Origin of the sequence: Cellulomonas palmilytica, from assembly GCF_021590045.1 — a bacterium.
Taxonomy (GTDB): domain Bacteria; phylum Actinomycetota; class Actinomycetes; order Actinomycetales; family Cellulomonadaceae; genus Cellulomonas; species Cellulomonas palmilytica.
On record NZ_CP062221.1, the window covers coordinates 1092700 to 1112033 of the forward strand.

The 19334-nt window shown below is 74.6% G+C and carries 19 protein-coding genes and 1 tRNA gene; 15 read left to right on the plus strand and 5 right to left on the minus strand.

Annotation, left to right across the window (positions count from 1 at the left end):
• Positions 1-100 precede the first annotated feature (100 nt).
• The 5 genes from F1D97_RS05180 (at position 101) to arsA (ending at position 4724) form a co-directional block, all read left to right on the plus strand.
• Complete coding sequence (locus tag F1D97_RS05180) at positions 101-1750, plus strand: alpha/beta hydrolase (protein WP_236122726.1); 1650 nt, start codon at positions 101-103, stop codon at positions 1748-1750.
• A 123-nt stretch (positions 1751-1873) separates the two neighbouring features.
• Positions 1874-1949 (plus strand) — tRNA-Thr (locus F1D97_RS05185).
• A 205-nt stretch (positions 1950-2154) separates the two neighbouring features.
• Positions 2155-2457, plus strand: a complete 303-nt coding sequence (locus F1D97_RS05190; protein WP_307722673.1) for an ArsR/SmtB family transcription factor — start codon at positions 2155-2157, stop codon at positions 2455-2457.
• A 98-nt stretch (positions 2458-2555) separates the two neighbouring features.
• A complete protein-coding gene (gene arsD, locus F1D97_RS05195; RefSeq protein ID WP_094181727.1) occupies positions 2556-2942 on the plus strand; it encodes an arsenite efflux transporter metallochaperone ArsD in 387 nt (128 codons plus the stop codon).
• A gap of 9 nt (positions 2943-2951) precedes the next feature.
• Positions 2952-4724, plus strand: a complete 1773-nt coding sequence (gene arsA, locus F1D97_RS05200; RefSeq protein WP_236122728.1) for an arsenical pump-driving ATPase — start codon at positions 2952-2954, stop codon at positions 4722-4724.
• Between the two features lie 46 nt (positions 4725-4770).
• On the opposite strand, the gene F1D97_RS05205 is transcribed toward arsA, so the two are convergent.
• Together F1D97_RS05205 and F1D97_RS05210 are read right to left on the minus strand one after the other, a co-directional pair.
• Positions 4771-5193 (minus strand): arsenate reductase ArsC, encoded by a 423-nt coding sequence (locus tag F1D97_RS05205; RefSeq protein WP_236122730.1) that lies wholly within the window; start codon positions 5191-5193, stop codon positions 4771-4773.
• Positions 5194-5205: 12 nt separating this feature from the next.
• Positions 5206-5607, minus strand: coding sequence for an arsenate-mycothiol transferase ArsC (locus tag F1D97_RS05210; RefSeq protein ID WP_236122732.1), 402 nt, complete (start codon positions 5605-5607; stop codon positions 5206-5208).
• A gap of 121 nt (positions 5608-5728) precedes the next feature.
• Between F1D97_RS05210 and F1D97_RS05215 the strand changes: the two genes are divergently transcribed.
• The 3 genes from F1D97_RS05215 (at position 5729) to F1D97_RS05225 (ending at position 7861) form a co-directional block, all read left to right on the plus strand.
• Entirely contained in the window at positions 5729-6400 is a 672-nt protein-coding gene (locus F1D97_RS05215) for an arsenate reductase/protein-tyrosine-phosphatase family protein (RefSeq protein ID WP_141320225.1), read from the plus strand.
• A gap of 137 nt (positions 6401-6537) precedes the next feature.
• Entirely contained in the window at positions 6538-6831 is a 294-nt protein-coding gene (locus tag F1D97_RS05220; RefSeq protein ID WP_141320223.1) for a hypothetical protein, read from the plus strand.
• Positions 6832-6886: 55 nt separating this feature from the next.
• Entirely contained in the window at positions 6887-7861 is a 975-nt protein-coding gene (locus tag F1D97_RS05225; RefSeq protein WP_236122734.1) for an endonuclease/exonuclease/phosphatase family protein, read from the plus strand.
• Positions 7862-7865: 4 nt separating this feature from the next.
• Here F1D97_RS05225 and F1D97_RS05230 read toward each other — a convergent pair whose 3' ends face one another.
• Complete coding sequence (locus F1D97_RS05230) at positions 7866-9266, minus strand: hypothetical protein (protein WP_236122736.1); 1401 nt, start codon at positions 9264-9266, stop codon at positions 7866-7868.
• A gap of 135 nt (positions 9267-9401) precedes the next feature.
• Between F1D97_RS05230 and F1D97_RS05235 the strand changes: the two genes are divergently transcribed.
• A complete protein-coding gene (locus tag F1D97_RS05235) occupies positions 9402-10481 on the plus strand; it encodes a M15 family metallopeptidase (protein ID WP_236122737.1) in 1080 nt (359 codons plus the stop codon).
• Positions 10482-10484: 3 nt separating this feature from the next.
• Here the strand turns inward: F1D97_RS05235 and ligD are convergent, their stop codons facing one another.
• A complete protein-coding gene (gene ligD / locus F1D97_RS05240) occupies positions 10485-11576 on the minus strand; it encodes a non-homologous end-joining DNA ligase (RefSeq protein ID WP_236122738.1) in 1092 nt (363 codons plus the stop codon).
• 166 nt (positions 11577-11742) lie between these two features.
• On the opposite strand from ligD, the gene F1D97_RS05245 reads away from it, so the two are divergent.
• The 6 genes from F1D97_RS05245 (at position 11743) to F1D97_RS05270 (ending at position 18534) form a co-directional block, all read left to right on the plus strand.
• The gene (locus tag F1D97_RS05245) at positions 11743-12177 is read left to right on the plus strand and encodes an ATP-binding protein (RefSeq protein WP_236122740.1); all 435 of its coding nucleotides are present in this window, start codon (positions 11743-11745) and stop codon (positions 12175-12177) included.
• Between the two features lie 196 nt (positions 12178-12373).
• Positions 12374-13963 carry a MinD/ParA family ATP-binding protein gene (locus F1D97_RS05250; protein ID WP_236122742.1) on the plus strand — a complete coding sequence of 530 codons (1590 nt, stop codon included), beginning with the start codon at positions 12374-12376 and terminating at the stop codon, positions 13961-13963.
• A gap of 165 nt (positions 13964-14128) precedes the next feature.
• The gene (locus F1D97_RS05255) at positions 14129-14965 is read left to right on the plus strand and encodes a sigma-70 family RNA polymerase sigma factor (RefSeq protein ID WP_236122743.1); all 837 of its coding nucleotides are present in this window, start codon (positions 14129-14131) and stop codon (positions 14963-14965) included.
• A 193-nt stretch (positions 14966-15158) separates the two neighbouring features.
• Positions 15159-16634 carry a hypothetical protein gene (locus F1D97_RS05260; RefSeq protein WP_236122744.1) on the plus strand — a complete coding sequence of 492 codons (1476 nt, stop codon included), beginning with the start codon at positions 15159-15161 and terminating at the stop codon, positions 16632-16634.
• Positions 16635-16866: 232 nt separating this feature from the next.
• Entirely contained in the window at positions 16867-17472 is a 606-nt protein-coding gene (locus tag F1D97_RS05265; RefSeq protein ID WP_236122745.1) for a DUF4203 domain-containing protein, read from the plus strand.
• A 51-nt stretch (positions 17473-17523) separates the two neighbouring features.
• Positions 17524-18534: a 5'-3' exonuclease gene (locus tag F1D97_RS05270; RefSeq protein ID WP_236122746.1), complete on the plus strand. Its 1011-nt coding sequence runs from the start codon at positions 17524-17526 to the stop codon at positions 18532-18534.
• 142 nt (positions 18535-18676) lie between these two features.
• On the opposite strand, the gene F1D97_RS05275 is transcribed toward F1D97_RS05270, so the two are convergent.
• Positions 18677-19207, minus strand: coding sequence for a hypothetical protein (locus F1D97_RS05275; protein ID WP_236122747.1), 531 nt, complete (start codon positions 19205-19207; stop codon positions 18677-18679).
• Positions 19208-19334 lie beyond the last annotated feature (127 nt).

Below are 19334 nucleotides of genomic sequence, written 5' to 3' on the forward strand. Positions count from 1 at the left end.
CACGACTTCACACAGGGGATGGGTGGGGGTGGCGGGGCCGGGACGTCCGCAGCGGGGCGGGTGCGGTACCGGGGACGGGGTGGGCGGTTACCGTGTGCGGGTGCTTCGTCCCGCTCGCGCCGGTTCCCGCTCGTCCGCCTCGCACCCGTCCGCCTCGCACCCGTCGGCCTCGCGCTCGTCCGCCTCGCACCCGTCGGCCTCGTCGCGCTCGCGTGCGGGCGTGGTGGTGGGGGCGTTGCTCGTCGTGGCGCTCGTCGTCGCAGGGTGCTCGCAGACGACCAAGCACCAGTCCACCGTCGACCCGACCGGTGGCCCGGCCGCCACGTCCAGCCCGGACGCGTCCGGTGCCCCGAGCGTCGACCTCGAGCGGTTCTACTCCCAGCAGCTCGAGTGGTCCGACTGCGACGAGGGCGAGTGCGCGACCGCGACCGTGCCGGTCGACTACGCGGACCCCGCGGGCGAGACGACGAGCATCGCGCTCGCGCGCAGCCGGGCGTCGGGCGACCGGATCGGGTCGCTGCTCCTCAACCCCGGCGGTCCGGGCGGCTCGGGCTTCGACTTCCTGGAGAGCGCGCTCGAGACGGTCAGCGGCGACGTGCAGGAGCGGTACGACCTGGTGGGCTTCGACCCGCGCGGCGTGCAGCACTCGGAGCCCGCGATCGCCTGCTACGACGGCCCGGAGATGGACGAGCTCGTCGCGTTCGACCCGGACTACTCGACGCCGCAGGGCGTGCAGGCCGCGATCGACCGGTTCGCCGACTTCTCGCAGGCGTGCCTCGAGCGCACGGGACCGCTGCTCGGCCACGTCGACACGATCAGCGCGGCGCGTGACCTCGACGTGCTGCGCGCCGCGCTGGGCGACAGCGAGCTGCACTACCTCGGCTACTCGTACGGCACGCAGCTCGGCGCGACGTACGCGGCGCTGTTCCCGCAGAACGTCGGGCGGCTCGTGCTCGACGGCGCGATCGACCCGACGCTCTCGCCCGACCAGGCGGCGCTCGAGCAGGCCGTCGGGTTCGAGAACGCGTTGCGCGCGTACGTGACGGACTGCCAGGCGGGCCGGTCCTGCCCGCTGACGGGCAGCGTCGACGACGGCCTGAAGCAGGTGCGTCGCCTGCTCGACCGGGCGCGCTCCGCGCCGCTGGCCACGGGTGACGACGACCGTCCGCTCACGCAGGCCCTCGCGTTCAGCGGCATCGCGGTGACGCTGTACTCCGAGCGGTACTGGAACTACCTGACGTCCGGCCTGCGCGCCGCGATCCAGGACGACGACGGCTCGATCCTGCTCGCGCTGGCCGACGCGTACTACGACCGCGACGAGGACGGCACGTACGCCGCCAACCAGACCGAGGCGTTCTGGTCGATCGGCTGCGCCGACGGCCGCCCCACGTCCGACCCCGACGAGATGGCGGCCGAGGCCGAGCGCATCGTCGCGGCCGCCCCGACGGTCGGCTCGGTGTTCTCGTACGGCGGGGTGCTGTGCGCGCAGTGGGCCGTGCCCGAGGTCGGCGGGCTCGACGACTACTCCGCTGCGGGTGCCGCGCCCATCCTCGTCATCGGCACGACGAACGACCCGGCGACCCCGTACGAGCAGGCGCAGGCGCTCGCGCGGATCCTCGACTCGGGCGTGCTGCTGACGTACGAGGGCGAGGGGCACACCGCGTACGGGCGCTCGAACGACTGCGTCACCGAGAACGTCGACGCGTACCTGCTGGACGGCGAGGTCCCTGCGGAGGGCACCCGCTGCTGACGCGCCGACGGCCGGTGGTGGGCCCCGGGCGGACCGACGACGGCTCGCTTTGGAGACCCGGCACCCCTACGGGTACAGTGGGCGCGCTCGCCGGACCGGCTGGTCCTGACCAGTCCCGGCAGCGCCGCCTTAGCTCAGTCGGCAGAGCGTCTCACTCGTAATGAGAAGGTCTGGGGTTCGATTCCCCAAGGCGGCTCCACCAGGAACCCGCGTCTGACCAGCCATCTCAGGCTGGAACGGCGCGGGTTTCGTGTCTCGCGGGCGGGCGGGGCGGTCGACCGTTGCCGGCACCTCGAGACGGTCGACCGCCGATTCGATGTCGGTCGATGTGACACGATCGCGGTGTGACCACGACGCATCCCCTGGCGACCGACCCCGCCGACGCATGCCTGTGCGAGGCCCCCGTGGGTGCGATCGACCCCACGCGTGCGGCGGAGGTGGCGAAGACCTTCAAGGCGCTGGCCGATCCTGCGCGCGTGCGCCTGCTCTCCATCATCGCCTCGGCGCCGGGTGGTGACGCCTGCGTGTGTGACCTGACCGAGCCTGTCGGGCTGTCGCAGCCGACGGTCTCGCACCACATGAAGATCCTCGCGGATGCGGGGCTTGTCACGCGACGCCAGCAGGGGAGGTGGGCGCACTTCGCGGTGGCGCCCGGCGCGCGTGAGCTTCTCGGTGCGTCAGCAGACGCGGTCCTCGGCCGGCGTTGAGAGCCGCCGGCGGGACGGCGGGACCTTGGTCGCTTCGACGTTTGTCGATGCGTCGATACGTTCGAGGGGTCACGTCACTCTCGTCGAAGGATCTGGTCATGCCGTCCATCCGCGTCTTCGAACCTGCCCTGTGCTGCAACACCGGCGTCTGCGGTCCTGACCCGAGCGAGTCCCTCCTCGCGTTCACGGCTGACCTCGACCACGTGGTCACGCGGGGCGCCGATGCCGCTCGCCACAACCTCGCCAACGACCCGGCGGCGTTCTCCCAGGTGGAGCCGGTCCGTGAGTTCCTGCGCGTGTCCGGTTCCGACGGCCTGCCCGTCGTCGTGGTCGACGGCGCGATCGTGCTGACGGGGCGCTACCCGACGCGAGCCGAGCTCGTGCGGTACGCGGGCCTCGAGCCGGGCGGCGTGCTCCCGCTGACCGCCGTGACCTCCGCCGGCGGTGGCACCTGCTGCGGCGGCTCGTCGTCCTCCTGCTGCTGAGGGGGCGTGATGCGCTACCTCGACGACCCTGCCCGCGTCCTGCTGCTCACCGGCAAGGGTGGCGTCGGCAAGACGTCGCTGGCGTGCGCCTCTGCTGTCCGGCTTCCTGACCGTGGGCGGCGGGTCCTGCTGGTCTCGACCGACCCCGCGTCCAACGTCGGACAGGTCTTCGGCATCACGATCGGCAACCGCATCACGCCGGTCCCCGCCGTGCGCGGCCTCGATGCGCTGGAGATCGACCCGGCTCAGGCGGCGGAGGCCTACCGCGAGCGCATCATCGGCCCGGTGCGGGATCTCCTGCCGGCCAAGGAGATCGCCGAGATCACCGAGCAGCTGTCCGGCTCGTGCACGACGGAGGTCGCCTCGTTCAACGAGTTCACGTCGCTGCTCGCAGACCCCGAGACGACGGCCGCCTACGACCACGTCATCTTCGACACCGCGCCCACCGGTCACACCTTGCGGCTGCTGCAGCTGCCCGGTGACTGGACGACGTTCCTCGACGGTGGCAAGGGCGACGCCTCGTGCCTCGGTCCGCTGTCCGGCCTGGACCAGGCGCGCGCGGTGTACGCGGGCGCGGTGGAGGCGCTGACGGACCCGACGCGGACCGCACTGGTGCTCGTGGCTCGCCCGCAGCCGTCGAGCCTGGCCGAGGTCGCCCGCGCGGCAGAGGAGCTCGCCGCGATCGGCATCGCGCCCGCGGCGCTGGTGATCAACGCCGTCCTTCCTGTCGATGCGGCCGACGACGCGCTCGGTGCGGCGATCCGCGAGCGCGAGCAGGCGGCACTGGCCGAGATGCCCGCCGGTCTCAGGTCGATCCGGCGCGACGAGGTGAGCCTCAAGCCCGTGAACGCGGCGGGGCTCGAGGCGCTGCGCGCGCTGCTGGACGACGCACCCCAGGGGTCGGCGGACGAGACGTCCGACCTGGAGGACGTCGCGGCGCCGGGTCTCGACAGGCTGGTCGACGAGCTCGCCGCCACCGGCACGGGGCTCGTCATGACGATGGGGAAGGGCGGGGTCGGCAAGACCACCGTCGCCGCCGCGATCGCCGTGGCCCTCGCGGACCGAGGTCTGGACGTCCATCTCACGACGACGGACCCGGCGGGGCGCATCGACCCCGCGCTCGCCGAGGTCCCGGGCCTGCGCGTCTCACGGATCGACCCTGTGCAGGCCGTGGCGGACTACCGCGCTCGCGTGATGTCCACCAAGGGCAAGCGGCTCGACGACGCCGGGCGCGCTGTGCTCGCCGAGGACCTCATGAGCCCGTGCACCGAGGAGATCGCGGTGTTCGAGGCGTTCTCCCGGGTGGTGCACGAGTCGAGCAGACGCATCGTCGTGATGGATACCGCGCCCACCGGCCACACCCTGCTCCTGATGGACGCGACCGGGTCCTACCACCGAGAGATCGCACGTCACATGGCCGAGGGCGTCTCCTACACCACACCCCTGATGCGGTTGCAGAACCGGGACCACACCCGGGTCATCGTCGCGACCCTTCCGGAGATGACCCCGGTGCTGGAGGCCGAGGAGCTGGCCGCGGACCTCGAGCGGGCCGGGATCCATCCGTGGGCGTGGGTGGTCGACCAGTCGCTGGCTGCGGCCCGGCCGAGGAGCGCGCTGCTCCGCCGGCGCGCCCAGGCCGAGCGCCCTTACCTCGACCGGGTCGAGATGCTCGCGCCTCGCCATGCGGTGATCGCGCTCCAGGCGGCCGAGCCGGTCGATGTCGAGGGCCTCAGGGCGTTGGCGACGAGCTCATCGGTGCTCGGCTCGACCGCGACCGGCTGAGCCGCCGGCCTGCCCGATCCGACGATGACGAGGTCGCGCACGCTCGTCATGCGCTGACCGGTCGGACGCCGAGCTGGTCCAGCAGGCCCAGGACCCGCGTGCGGATCTCGTCACGGATGGGGCGGACGGCCTCGATGCCCTGGCCGGCCGGGTCGTCGAGCTTCCAGTCCTCGTAGCGGACGCCGGGGAAGTAGGGGCAGGCGTCGCCGCAGCCCATGGTGACCACGACGTCGGAGGACTGCACGGCGTCGGCGGTGAGGATCTTGGGCTGCTCGGCAGCGATGTCGATGCCGACCTCCGCCATCGCAGCGACGGCGACGGGGTTGACCTGGTCGGCGGGCATCGAGCCGGCCGAGCGGACCTCGACGGCACCGCCGGACAGCGCCGTGAGGAAGCCCGCGGCCATCTGGGAGCGGCCGGCGTTGTGCACGCAGACGAACAGGACGCTGGGGGAGTCGGTCGTGGTCATGGGTGTGCTCCTTCAGGGTGTGGTGGGTGTCGAGCTCGACGCCAGGGACTCGATGCGCTCGCGCAGGTGCTCGCGCAGGGGGCGGATGCCGTCGAGGTCCCAGCCTGCGGCGTCGGGCAGCGGCCAGGTCTCGTAGCGGACGCCGTCGACCTGCGGCAGGACGAGGGAGGGCTTGAGTGCGACGACGACGTCGGCGGCCTCGACGGCCTGGCGTGTCAGGCGCGTCGGGGTGCGGCCGGTCCAGTCGACGCCGACCTCGGCGAGCGAACCGATGACGACGTCGCTCACGTGGTCCTCGGGCTCCGTGCCGGCCGAGGCGACGCTCAGGCGACCGCCGCCGATGGCCTCGGCGAGCCCGGCGGCGAGCTGGGAGCGGCCGGCGTTGTGCACGCACACGAACAGCACGTTGATCATTGCGCCAGGACCGCCTTCGGCGGTGAGGCGTCGGCCGAGCGAGGGTGGGGCCGACGGCCGTTCGGAAGAGGTCACGCCGACATGTTGACCGGCGGCATGCCGCTCAGTCAAGATTGACTCAATGAACACTGAGTGGATGCGTCAGGTCGAGCGCCGTGCGGCCCTGCACGGGGCCCTGTCCGACCCCGGACGTCTCGCGGTCGTCGACCTGCTCTCCCGCGGCGACGCCTCTCCGTCGGAGCTCGCGGCCGAGCTGTCCATGCCCTCGAACCTGCTCGCGCACCACGTCAACGTCCTCGTCGAGCACGGCCTGGTCGAGCGCACCCGCTCCGAGGGCGACCGGCGCCGCACCTACCTGCGGCTCCTGCCGACCGAGCTCGGACCGTTCACCACCGCGCTCCCCAAGCCGCCGCGCGTGCTGTTCATCTGCACCGCGAACTCCGCCCGCTCCCACCTCGCCGTCGCCCTCTGGCGTCGCGCGAGCACCATCCCCGCCGTCTCCGCCGGCACGCACCCGGCCTCCGCCATCGCCCCTGGCGCGGTCGCGGCCGCCGGTCGTCACGACCTCGACCTGCGCGACCAGCACCCCCAGCACCTCGACTCCGTGCGACGCGAGGACGACCTCGTCATCACCGTGTGCGACCGCGCCCACGAAGAGGTCGGCCTGACCGCCGACGTCCACTGGTCCATCCCCGACCCGGTGCCCGCCGGCACCGACGACGCGTTCGACCTCGCCGTCGCCGAGCTCGGTCGCAGGGTCGGCGACCTCGCACCGCGCCTCGTCATGTCCTGACCCTCAGGAGGTGCGGCGACGTCCAGCACGCGCCCCGCCCTGACCGTCGACCAGCAGGACGCACTGCTGGCCGCACCCGTGCGCCGCCAGCGGGAGCAGGCGGCTTCGTCGTGCGCCCGGGCGGGGAGAATGGCGGCATGTCCTCGAAGCCTCGGTCCGTCCTCGGTCGCGTCCTGCGGGACCGGCAGGTGCTGTCCGCGCTCGCCGCGGGTCTGGTCATCGGTGTCGCCGCCGTGTTCTCGGCGCCTCGCTACCCGTGGCCGTTCGCGCTGATCGGCGTCGTGTGGCTCGTCGCGACCGTCGTGCGCGTGCGCGCGGCGGCCGTGGCGGCGCGGGTCGAACCGCCGGCCGCGCCGCCCGCCGAGTCGCCCGCTGAGCCGCCCGCCCAGCCGGAGGCGACGGCGGACGAGGGGCGCGCGCCGCAGGCGTGAGACTTCGCCCGCTGCGGGGGTGGTGAGCCCACCCGCGTGGTGGTGCCATGGAGAGGTGAGCGTGCCCGCGGGTCCGCCGGCGACGCCCGACCAGGTCGTGGCGCAGGTCGCGGCGCTGCGCGCACAGGTCGCGGCGACCGTCCCGGCCCGCACGGACGACAACCTGCTGGTCGGCACGTGGAACCTGCGCGCGTTCGGCGCCGTGAGCCCCACGTGGGCTGCGGGCCCGAGCACGTCGCCGAAGCGGGACTGGGCGGCGGTCGCGCTGATCGCGGCGGTCGTCGAGCACCTGGACGTGGTGGCGCTGCAGGAGGTGCGCCGCTCGACGGCGGCGCTGCGGTTCCTGCGCTCGCGGCTCGGGCCGACGTGGCGGGTGCTGGCCTCGGACGTCACGGAGGGCAGCGCGGGCAACGGGGAGCGGCTGGCGTTCCTGTACGACTCGTCGCGCGTCGAGCCGTCGGGGCTCGTGGGGGAGATCGTGCTGCCGCCGGTCGCGGGGCAGGCGGCGGACCAGTTCGCGCGCACGCCGTACGCGGTGGGCTTCGAGCGGGTGCGGGCGGCGGGTGACACCCGTGAGCCGGTGTCGTTCGTGCTGACGACGGTGCACGTGCTGTGGGGGACGCCGAGCGCGCGCGTGCTGGAGATCGAGCAGTTCGCGCAGTGGATGCGCCGGTGGGCGGACCGTGCGGACGACTGGAACTCGAACCTGCTGGTGCTGGGCGACTTCAACCTCGACCGGCTGGGCAACCCGCTGTACGAGGCGTTCGTGTCCACGGGCCTGTGGCCGCCGAGCGAGCTGAACGACGTGCCGCGCACGATCTTCGACGACGACCACGACCGGCACTTCTACGACCAGGTCGCGTGGTTCTCGGACGACAGGGGCGCGTCGCTGCTCGAGGGCATGACGTACACGCGCCGCGCGGGCGGGTTCGACTTCCTGCCGCACGTGTTCCCGGGGCTCACGCGCACGGAGGTGTCGTGGCGCGTGAGCGACCACTACCCGCTGTGGGTCGAGTTCGCGGTCGCCTGACGGCCTAGAGGACCGTCGGGCAGGGGCCGACGACGATGGGCTCGCCGATCGGGCAGCCGGCTGCGCCCGTGCGCGCACCGCTGGAGAACCGGTGGGCGACGACCATGCCGGGCATGCGCGCGTCGGACGCGAGCACGACGACCGCGTGGTCGGCGCCGAGCGACGCCGCGGTGTCGTCGGGCGGGACCGCACCGAGGCCGGGCAGGTGCGCCGCGGCGTCGTCGTCGAGCGGGACGATCCAGCCGATCGCCGCACGTAGCCCGAGCGCGTCCGTGACCCACTTCTCGGCGAGCCCGAGGGCCGCGTCGTTGTCGGCCTGGAACCACTTGACGTGCACGTTCGTGCCGTCGTCGCGCATCGCGAACGGCGTGGGGCCGTCGGAGATCGCGTGCGTGAGCCCGCGGTCGAGCGCGCGCAGCGCGAGGTTCTGCGCGTCGACCGACGGCACGTACGGCAGCTCGCCGGGCGTGCGGTAGCGGATGACGGGCTCGTCGGGCAGGTCGGCGGCACCGCGGGCGCGGGTCGCGCGGCGCCCGCGCGGGGTCGCGTCCTGCGGCGGCTCGACCTCGTCGACGACCTCGGCGCGCGCGGCGAGCACGTCCTCGGGCGCCACGCCGACGGACGCGACCTGCCCTGTCGAGCTCCCTGTCGAGCTCCCTGTCGTGATCCCTGTCGTGATCCCGGCCGCGCTCCCGGCCGCGTGCTGGGTCGCCTGCTCGGTCCCCTGCTCGGGCTGCCACGCGTGCTCGTCGGGCACGGGCGGGCGCGGCGCGGGCACGTGGTCCTGCACGTGCTCGTGCAGACCGGAGCCGGGCGTCGTGATCCCCGCCTCGGCGAACGCGGCCTGGACGAGCGCCGCCTCGGCCGCCGCCAGGTGCGACGACGCCGCGGTCACGTAGCGCTCGAGCCACGCGGCGTCGCCGTCGACGTCGCTCGGGTCGGGCTGCGTCGGGTCGCCCGGGACGTGCGCGGGGACCTGACCGGCCGCGCGCTCGTCGGCGCGTGCGGCACCGTCGGCCCAGCGGCGGCGGACGTCGGCGAACGGGACGACCGCGGCGGACCCGTCGGTCGACAGCAGCGCGGGGGAGGCCGTGGGCCCGTCGACGTGCAGCACCCAGCGTGCGGCGGGCGCGGACGCGAGGATCAGGTCGCCCACGCCGACGGCGATGGACGTGATCATCGGGCTCGGGTCCGGTCGTTGCCCGGCGGGCGTCGTGACCCACGCCGCGTGCGCCGCCTGCAGCAGGTCACCGAGTCCCTCGACCGTGCTCACGGGAACGCCGCTCGCGGCGAGGTGGCCGCGCAGCCGGTCGAGGTGCCCGCGCTCGTCGTCGGCGAGCTCCCGCATCCCGGCGGCGGCGAGTGCGGCAGCACCCGCCGCGGGGATGGCGGAGGCTTCGGTCATGCCGATGCCATCGGCGTGCGACCTGCGCCTCTTGAGCGGACCGGGGCCGATGTGCGGGAGTTGCACCCGGACGGGTCGCAGCCGTCGGGTGGTCCGTGCGTTGCGTCCGGTTCCTCCGCCCGGCACACTCGCTCGATGGTCCGACGAGCGAGACGCCTCACCGGTGGCCGTGCGCGTGCCCGCGTGGTGGCGACCGGGGTCGTCGTGCTCGGCGTCGTCGCGGGCGTGGTCGTCGGGGCGGGGGTGCTGGACGGTCGTCGGGACGCCGCCGCGGCGAGCGCGGACGCGAGCGCGTCGGCCCGGGTGGCCGCGGAGGCGTTCGCCGACGAGGCCGTGGCGCGGGGCGCGGCGGCCGCACGCGCGTCGGCGGCGCTCGCCGCGACGACGCGGCAGCAGGCGCGGGCGGCGCTCCTCGACGCGGTCGAGCAGGGAGACGAGACGCTCGCGTCGAGCGAGGGCGAGGTCGTCGACGACGACGTGCGCGACGCGCTCGCCGAGGTGCTGCAGCGCGCGAAGCACGCGCTCGAGTCCACGCCCGAGGACGCCACGGCGGGCGCGGCCGAGGGGGAGTCGGTGGCCGCGCTGCGCATGCTCGCGGCCGAGGTCCTCGCGGCGCGGGCGGCGGTCGTCGCGTCCCACGAGGAGTGGGTCGAGCGCCGCGAGCAGGAGGCGCGTGAGGCGGAGCGCACCCCGGATCCGCCCCCGGCGGCAGGTCAGGACCCAGGGTCCGACGACGACCGCTGCCGCACCACGTACGACGGCCCGCCGTTCTACACGTCACCGCCGACGAAGGGCGGTGACGGCTCCAACGGCCGGCTGCCCGAGTCGATGCTGGCGGCCACGTCCTGGGGCGTCGACCCGAAGGGCACGCGTTACTGGCTGCGCACCGAGGCGACCGCGGCGCTCGAGCGGCTCAACGCCGCGTTCCGCGCGCGGTTCGGCCACGACCTCGACCTGGACCTCACGTACCGGGACTACGCGACGCAGGTCGCGATGCGCGAGGCCCTCGGCTCGATCGCGGCGAAGCCGGGGACGTCGAAGCACGGCACGGGGTACGCGCTCGACGTGCCCGAGCTGCCATGCGAGTACGGGTACGGCACGCCGCAGCACTCGTGGCTCGTCGAGAAGGGCCCCGCGTACGGGTGGGTGCAGCCGTCGTGGGCGCGCCAGGGCGGGAGCAACCCCGAGTACTGGCACTTCGAGTACGTGGGCTGAGGGCTACCCCTCGGTCTCGGGATCGGCTGCGGGGGAGGGCTTGCGGGCGCGGGACGGCTGCACGCGCGGCGGCTCGCCGGGCATCTTCGGGTACTCCGGCGGGTACGGCAGGTCGGCGTGGCCCTCGTCGTGCTCCTGGCGCTCCGCGAGCTCGAGCAGCGACTCGATCGAGAACCGCCCGGGCGCGTGCGCGGCGAGCGGCGCGAACAGGTCGCCCACCGCGGCGAACCGCGCGGGCATCGTCGTGACGTCGAAGTCGTCGGGGTGGACGTCGGCGACCTCGTCCCAGGTCAGCGGCGCGGAGACCGTGGCGCGCGCGTTGGTGCGCACCGAGTACGCGGACGCGATCGTCCGGTCGCGGGCCATCTGGTTGTAGTCCACGAAGATCTTCGAGCCGCGCTCCTCCTTCCACCACTTCATCGTGACCTCGTCGGGCAGCCGGCGTTCCAGCTCGCGGCCGAACGCGATGGTCGCGCGGCGCGCCTCCACGAACGTCCAGCGCGGCTCGATCGGCACGAACACGTGGATGCCGCGCCCGCCGGACGTCTTGGGCCAGCCCTCGAGCCCGTGCTCGGCGAGCAGCTCGCGCACGTGCGGGGCGACGCGTGCCGCGTCGGAGAAGTCCGTGCCGGGCTGCGGGTCCAGGTCGATGCGCAGCTGGTCGGGTCGCTCGACGTCGTCGGACGTGACGGGCCACGGGTGAAATGTCAGCGTGCCGAGGTTCGCGGCCCACGCGACGACCGCGAGCTCGCTCGGCGCCACCTCGTCGGCCGTGCGCCCCGACGGGAACGCGATCCGGGCGGTGCGCACGTAGTCCGGGGCGCCCGCCGGGACGCGCTTCTGGTAGAACGCGTCGCCGGTCGAGTCCGCTCGCGTCGCGAGCTTCGCGCCCTCGAACACGCCCTTCGGCCAGCGCTCGAGCGTCGTCGGGCGGTCGAGCAGCGCGGCGAGGATCCCGTCCCCGACCTCGACGAAGTACCGCACGACGTCGAGCTTCGTGAGCCCGCGCGCGGGGAAGTAGACCTTGTCCGGGCTGGACACGCGCACGGTGCGGCCACGGACGTCGATCTCGGTCGCGGGAGTCTTGGACGGCATGTCCACAACCTAGGTGCGACGGGTGACGTGCGTCACTCGCTGGTGGCACGATGCCCGGGTGCCCACGATCGAGACCCCCGCGTTCGGGACGCCGCGCGTCGGAGGCGAACCGGGCGTTCGACGCGCTCGACCAGCGGACCGCGGATTCGTCGTGCACCCTGATGGCGTGGGCGAGGTGAGGGACATCCGGAGCGCGGCGAGCGTGCGCCTGCGCGCGCCCGAGGTGCACGACGAGCTCGTGCTCACGGCGGCCCCCACGGCCCCGCGCACGGCACGGCGGTGGGTCATGCAGGTCGCCGCGGCCGCGGGCATCGGCGGCGCGGCGAACCAGGTCGCGGAGCTGCTGACGGGCGAGGTGGTCGCGAACACCGTGGTGCACGGTCCGCACGACGACGACGTGGTCGTGCGCGTGACCGTGACCGCGGGGGTGCTGCGCGTCGAGGTCACGGACCACGGCGGTGGCACGCCCGAGGTGCGGCACACCGAGCCCACCGCACCGAACGGTCGCGGGCTCGCGATCGTCGACGCGTTGTCCGCCGCGTGGGGCACGACGCACGAGCCCGGCCGGACCGTCGTCTGGTTCGAGGTCGAGGACCTCTGACCCGCCCGTGACCCGGGGGTCGGACGGCGCGGTGCGAGCGGCACCGCGTCACGACCGCCGGGTGCGCGAGACGTCGTCGTGCGAAGATCGGGGCATCCCCCGCAGGTCGCACGAGGTTTTCGCCTGCCCTGGCGCGCGCGAGAAACCGGACATTCGCGTAGTTTCGCCACGGGGGGCCGACGAGGAGGGACCACCGATGAGCGACACCGACAGCACGACCCGGATCGCGCGGCTGCCGCAGGTCACCGCGGAGGTGCGCGACGACGGCACGGGGCAGATCTCGGTCGACGGGGTGATCGAGCGCATCCGCATGGCCAACCTCCAGGAGGCGGGCGCCGCGATCACCGAGCGCATCGCGGCGATCGCCGGCGAGGTCGGCGCGCCCGTCCCCGTGCAGGTGCGTGACCCCGACGGCATGTGGTCGCTGCTCATCCACCCCGACGGGCTCGTCGACGAGGCACCCGCGGACGGCGCCGCGGTCGCCGCGACCGACGAGGCCGGCACGCTCGCCGAGGCCGCGCTCGCGGCCGCGGAGGGCGTCGGGACCGAGACGCCCACGGCGCTTGCCGCCGCTCCTGCCTCCGGCGCCGCCCCCGGGAGCGCGGTGGACACCGGCATCGTCCTGCCGAGCCCGACCGCTCCCGGCGCGACGGGCGCGGGAGCCACGGCACCGGGCGCGCCGGCCGACCTCGGCGCGACGACGGTCGGGGGAGACCTGGCCGGGCCCGCGGGCGCGGGTGTCGCGAGCCCGACGACGGGTCCGACGACCCTCACCGGTGCTGCCGCCGGCGGCACCACCGCGACCTCGCCGACGACGAGCGCCGTCCACGAGGTCGAGCGCACGTCCGCGACGCTCCCCACGCTCGACGACCTGCTCGCCAAGCGCCACCAGGCCGCGACCGGACCCGCCGAGCACGGCTGGCGTGCCGGCCTGCGGCGCGTGACGTTCGGCGGCGTCAAGCTCGGGCCCGGGCGCGCGGAGCAGCAGCGTCGCGTGCAGACCGCGGCGGTGCGGCGCACGTTCGACGGCCCGCGCACGGTCGTCGTGCTCAACCCCAAGGGCGGCGCGCACAAGACGACCGCGACCATGCTGCTCGCCGCGACGTTCGGCCTGCAGCGCGGCGGGTACACGCTCGCGTGGGACAACAACGAGACGCGCGGGACGCTCGGCTGGCGCTCGGCGCACACCGACCACCAGCACACAGCGGTCGACCTGCTGCAGGCGCTGCCGTCGCTCGGCGGTGCGGCCACGGTCCGCGTGGGCGACCTCGACGGGTTCGTGCGCACGCAGACCGACGAGCAGTTCGACGTGCTCGCGTCCGACGAGAGCGCGGCGTCCGCGTCGTCGATGGACGCGGCGTCGTTCGCGGCGCTGCACCGCGTGCTGTCGCGGTTCTACCGCGTGCTCGTGATCGACACCGGCAACAACATGCGCGCCTCCAACTGGCAGGCCGCGATCGACGCGGCCGACCAGGTGGTCGTCGTCTCGACGATCCGCGAGGACACCGCGCAGTCCGCGGCGTGGGCGCTCGACGCGCTGCGCGCCACGGGCAACGACGACGCGGTGCGTCGCGCCGTGACGATCCTGTCCGCCCCGGACCGCAAGATCGACAAGGACCTGCGCAAGCGGCTGCGCAGCCACTTCGGCGCGCTCACGCGTGCGGTCGTCGAGGTCCCGTACGACCCGTCGCTCGTCTCGGGCGGGCCGATCGCGTACGAGTCGCTGCGTCCCGCGACGCGCGACGCGTGGCTGCGGGCGACCGCGATCGTCGCCGACGGTCTCTGACGCGCGCGTGCGCGCCGAGAGCCGGTCGAGCGGCTGCTCGGAAGCTGTTCCGGGGAACGTGCTCCTGACGTGCAAGACCGCCCGGTCCCGCGACATGGAGGGGTGCAGGGTGCGCCGTCGCGCGCCCCGCACCAGCCGGTCGATGACTGACGAGACGAGGTGCACGTGTCACGCGACGAGCCGCCCGCCGAGGTCGAGGTGCCCCCGACGACGGGCGCCCTCGCACTGCGCCTCCTGCCGCCCCTCGACGACGACCCCGAGGTCGACGCCGAGGTGGACGCCGAGCTCGACGACGAGGCCGCCGACGAGTCCGACGGTGAGGACGACGAGCGTGGCGCCGCGCCCGACGAGGTGCCCGACGACACCGGCCGCGACGCGCTCGACGGGCTCGACGACGAGCAGGACGGCGTGCCCGACCGCGTGCCCCACCGCGTGCCCGACAGCCCGCACGACTACCGTGACGGCGTGTCCGACGACGAGCTCGTGACCGGTGCGCCCGACCGGGCGATCGGCCTGACCCGCGGTGCCGACTGGTACACCGCGCTCGTGCGCGCGCACCAGCACGACGTGCACCGGTTCCTCGTGCGCCGCGCGGGCCAGGACGCCGAGGACCTCACCGCCGACGTCCTGACGATCGCGTGGCGCCGCCGCGACGACGTCCCCGAGGGCGCCGAGCTGCCGTGGCTCTACCGGACCGCGGGCTACGTGCTCGCGAACCACCGCCGCAAGGGCCGGCCCGTCCCGGTCGAGCACCTGCCGGAGATCGTCGACCAGGACGACCCCGCGCTGCGCGCCGTGCACGACGACCAGGTGCGCACCGCGTTGGCCGCGCTCAGCCCGCGCGACCGCAAGATCGTCCTGCTCAACGCGTGGGAGGGCCTGACGGGTCAGGCGCTCGCGGACGTGCTGGGCATCGGCCGGGGCGGCGCGGACGCCGCGCTGAGCCGGGCCCGCGCGCGCCTCGCCGCGGCGTGGGCGCAGTCGTCGGACACGTCCGACTGACCCTCGGCGCCCCGTCCGTGAGCCGCGGGCTCGTCGGACGGCACGCGCCGGCCGCGCTCGTCGTGCAGGACGCGACGCGCTCGTCGTGCAGGACGCGACGCGCCGCGCTCGTCGTGCAAGACGCGACGCACCGCGCACACAGAGGAGACAGGAAGCGCGTCCGGCACGACGCGCAGGACCCCCTGGAGGACCCGTGAGCACGCACGACGACGACCGTCCGGTCGACCCCGCGCTCGTCGACGAGGCGCTGCGCCGCGTCGCGGAGGCGGACCCCGCGGCGGGGGCGACGCTCGACACCGGGCGCCTGCACGCCACGCTGGCCGCGAGCACGGGCGTGAGCATCGCGACCGGCGCGGCCGCCGACGCCCCCGAGACCGTCGGCGACGCAGCCGCCCCCGGGTCCGAGCAGCCCGCGCAGCTCGACGAGCTCGCCGCGGCGCGTGCCCGGCGGCTGCGCCGCACACGCTGGATCGGCGCCGCCGCGGCGGTCGCCGCGTTCGCGGCCGTCGGTGGCGGCGGCTACGCGATCGGCGCGCAGGGCGGCTCGCCGGAGGTGGCCGCCGCGATCTCGCTCGACGCGGGCGCGGGCGCCGGCGCGGCCGAGGAGGCGGCCGAGGACAGCGGGGTGATGACCATGGGCGGCACGGCCCCCGCGGGCGGCTTCGCGACCGAGGCGGGACAGCGCGCCGCCGACCGGCTCATGCCCGGATGGGGCTACGGCGGACGCCAGGTGTTCCACGGCGAGGGCCTGTCCGACGAGACCGGCGAGCACGCCGCGTGGGCGTTCGACGCCGCGTCCGTCTACTCCGAGGCGACGCTGCGCGCGGTCGCGGAGGTCTTCGGCGTCACGGGCGACGTGTCCGACGAGTACGGCCTGACGCTCGGCCCGGTCGACGGGTCCGCGGCCAACGTGAGCCTGAGCCCCGACGGGATGGCGAGCGTCGCGTACTACGACCCGACGCGTGACCCGTGGGGCTGCGAGCAGATCTCCATGCCCGACAAGCCGAACAGCGACGTCGCCGGCACGTCGCAGGGCGTGGACGGTGTCGAGGCGCCCGAGCCCGCGGCGGACTGCACGGGCGACGCACCGTCTCAGAAGTCCGCGACCGCGACCGCGAAGAAGACGCTCGAGGACCTCGGGCTCGACGCGGGCGACTACACGTTCGAGGTCACGACCGACTCGGGCGCCGGCACCAACGTGCTCGCGACGCTCGTCGTCGACGGCCAGGCGACGCAGGCCGTGTGGAGCTTCCTCGTCATGAGCGACGGCGTGCAGTCCGCGTACGGGCCGATCGCGCCGGTCGTCGAGCTCGGCGACTACGACGTGATCAGCGCGGCCGACGCGGTCGAGCGGCTCAACGACCCGCGCTTCTCGGGCGGCTGGGGCGGCGTGTGGCCGCTCGCGGCCGGCGCCCGCGAGGAAGCGGCGCTCGCGGGCAAGGCGGCGTCCGCCGACGAGCCGGGCGTGCCGGCCACGCCGCGCGCGGGCGACCCGATCGCGTGGCCCGTCACGCAGGTCGCGATCACGAGCGCTCGGCTCGGCGTCGCGCTGCAGGTGCTCGACGACGGAGCGTCGGTGCTCGTGCCCGCGTACGAGCTGTCCGACGACTCGGGTGCGACGTGGAGCGTCATCGCGGTCGAGGACGACCAGCTCGACCTCACACGCTGAGGTCGTCGTCCGGACCGGGTGAGGACGTCCCCCGGGACGGGCAAGGACGTGAGGCCGGTCGGTGCGGAGGGGCACCGGCCGGCCTTCCGTCGTGCGGGCCGTCCGCGGTGCTCGTCGTGCGCGGTGCTCGTGGGGCGCGGTGCACGTGGGGCGTGGTGCTCGTGGTGCGCGGTGCTCGTCGTGCGGGCGCCTCGCCGTGCCGGGTGTGACCTGCGGGTCTAGCGTGGGCGGCGTGACCACGGCCCTGGTGGTGCTGCTCGTCGGCGTGCTGCTGTGCTTCTACGGCATCCGCTCGGTCAACCTCGCGCTCGTCGCGGCGGGCTTCGCGATCGGCTACCTGATCGCGGACGCGTTCGACGCCGACCCGTGGACCGAGCTGTGGGTCGGGCTCGGCACCGCGCTGCTGGTGTGGCTCACGGTCTCGTTGGTCTTCCGGTTCGCGACGTTCGTCGTCGGGCTCGTCGCGGGCGCCGTGATCGGGGCGAAGCTGTGGTCCGCGCTCGCCGACCCCGGCACGAGCGCGCTGCTCGGCATCCTGCTCGTCGTCGTCACGGCGTTCGCGAGCGCGCTGCTCGCCGAGAAGTACGCGCGCCGCGCGCTGCTGTGGTGCACCGCGCTCGGCGGCGCGAGCATCATCCTGTCCGGCGCCGCCGCGCTGTGGCCCGAGGGGCTCGGGTTCCTCGCGCACCCCGACGAGGGGTGGGAGCAGACCGTCATGCTCGTCGTGTGGCTCGCGGTCGCCGGAACCGGCTGGTACGTGCAGCGTCAGCTGTTCCGCGAGCGGCTCGGGCTGCCGCCCAAGCAGCCGGCCACGGCACCCCCGCAGCCCGCCGGCTGACCCGCGGTGCCCGCCGACGAGAGCGTCGGGGGCCTGCTCTACGGTGGGCCCATGACCCACGGTCGGCTGCTGCTGCTGGACACCGCGTCGCTGTACTTCCGCGCGTACTTCGGGGTGCCGGAGTCCGTGGGACGTGCGCCCGACGGCTCGCCCGTGAACGCGGTGCGCGGGCTGCTCGACATGATCGCGCGGCTCGTCGTCGACCGGCGGCCCACGCGGCTCGTGGCGTGCTGGGACGACGACTGGCGTCCCGCGTTCCGGGTCGAGGCGATCCCGTCGTACAAGGCGCACCGTGTCGCCGCAGAGGTCCCCGCCGAGGTGTCCACCGAGGTGTCCGCCAAGGTGTCCGCCGACGGGTCCGCGGCCGACGGCGGCCCGACGAGCATCGAGGAGGTCCCCGACACGCTCGCGCCGCAGGTCCCGGTGATCGCGGAGGTGCTCGCGGCGCTCGGCATCCCGCGGCTCGGCGCGCCCGGCTTCGAGGCCGACGACGTGATCGGCACGCTCGTCGCGCGCGAACGCGCCAAGCCCGCCGACGAGCGGGACCCCGTCGACGTCGTGACCGGCGACCGGGACCTGTTCCAGCTCGTCGACGACGAGACGCACGTGCGGGTCCTCTACACGGTCAAGGGCATCAAGGACCTCGAGGTCGTCGACCTCGCGCGGCTGCGCGAGCGGTACGACGTGGAGTCCGGCGCCGCGTACGCCGACATGGCCGCGCTGCGCGGCGACCCCTCGGACGGGCTGCCCGGCGTGCCGGGGATCGGGGAGAAGACCGCCGCGGCGCTCGTGCGGCGGTACGGGTCGCTCGACGGCGTGCTCGCGGCCCGCGACGCGGGCGACCGCGGGCTGACCGCGATGCAGCTGCGCCGGCTCACCGAGGCGGCGGACTACCTGGCCGTCGCGCCGAAGGTCGTGCGGGTCGCGCACGACGCGCCCGTGGCCGACGTCGACGACCGTCTGCCCGCGACCCCGGCGGACCCCGACGCGCTCGTCGCGCTCGCGGAGCGGTGGGGGATCGCGTCGTCGATCACGCGCGTGGTGACGGCGCTCGCGCGTTGAGATCGGTCGGTGCCGGCGTCGTCAGTGTCGTCGGTCAGTGCTGGCGTCGGTCAGTGCTGGCGCCGGTGAGTGCTGGCGTCGGTCAGTGTCGGCGTCGGTCAGTGTCGGCGGCGGTCTGTGTCGACGTCGGGCGGCGCTGGGGTCAGTCGCGGACCCAGAGGTTCGGCGCGAGGAGCTGCCAGCCCTCGTCGGACGGCTCGGCGCCCTGCGCGGCCAGCCAGACGACGTCACGACCGTCCACGTCCGACGTGGTGAGCGCGAGGTGCGTGGTGGGCCGCGCGCACGACTGCCCCGGCAGGTCGCCCTCGACCACGGTGAGCAGGCACACCGAGCCGCTCGCGGTGAGGCCCACGTAGTGCTCGCCCCACGCGGACGTGCCGAGCCGGCGCGTCGTCGTCGCCACGACGTCGATCGCGCCGAGGTCGGCGTCCGTGATCCGGTCCGCGGCGGTCTGCTCCGCGGCGAGCGCGGGCACGACGGCGGTGGGCGTCGCGCTCACGTCGAGGGGTGACTGCCTCGCGGCGTTCACCCAGACGAGCCCGGCGACGAGCAGGGCGATCGCGAGCAGGAAGGCGGCGGCTCCCCAGGCGCGCGAGCGTCGGCGGGGCTCAGCGGCCGCGTCGCCGAAGTCGCCGAACGCCTCGCCGAGGTCGAGGTCCTCGAACGTGGTCATGCCGGGTCATCGGCACGGCCCCGACGTGACATGAGCCACATGTGTCGAATTGCTCCACCCTGGCGACACAGACCTCGTCGTCCGACGCCGGACGTGCGGACGGGGTGCCGCAGCGGGCCGGAGCCTG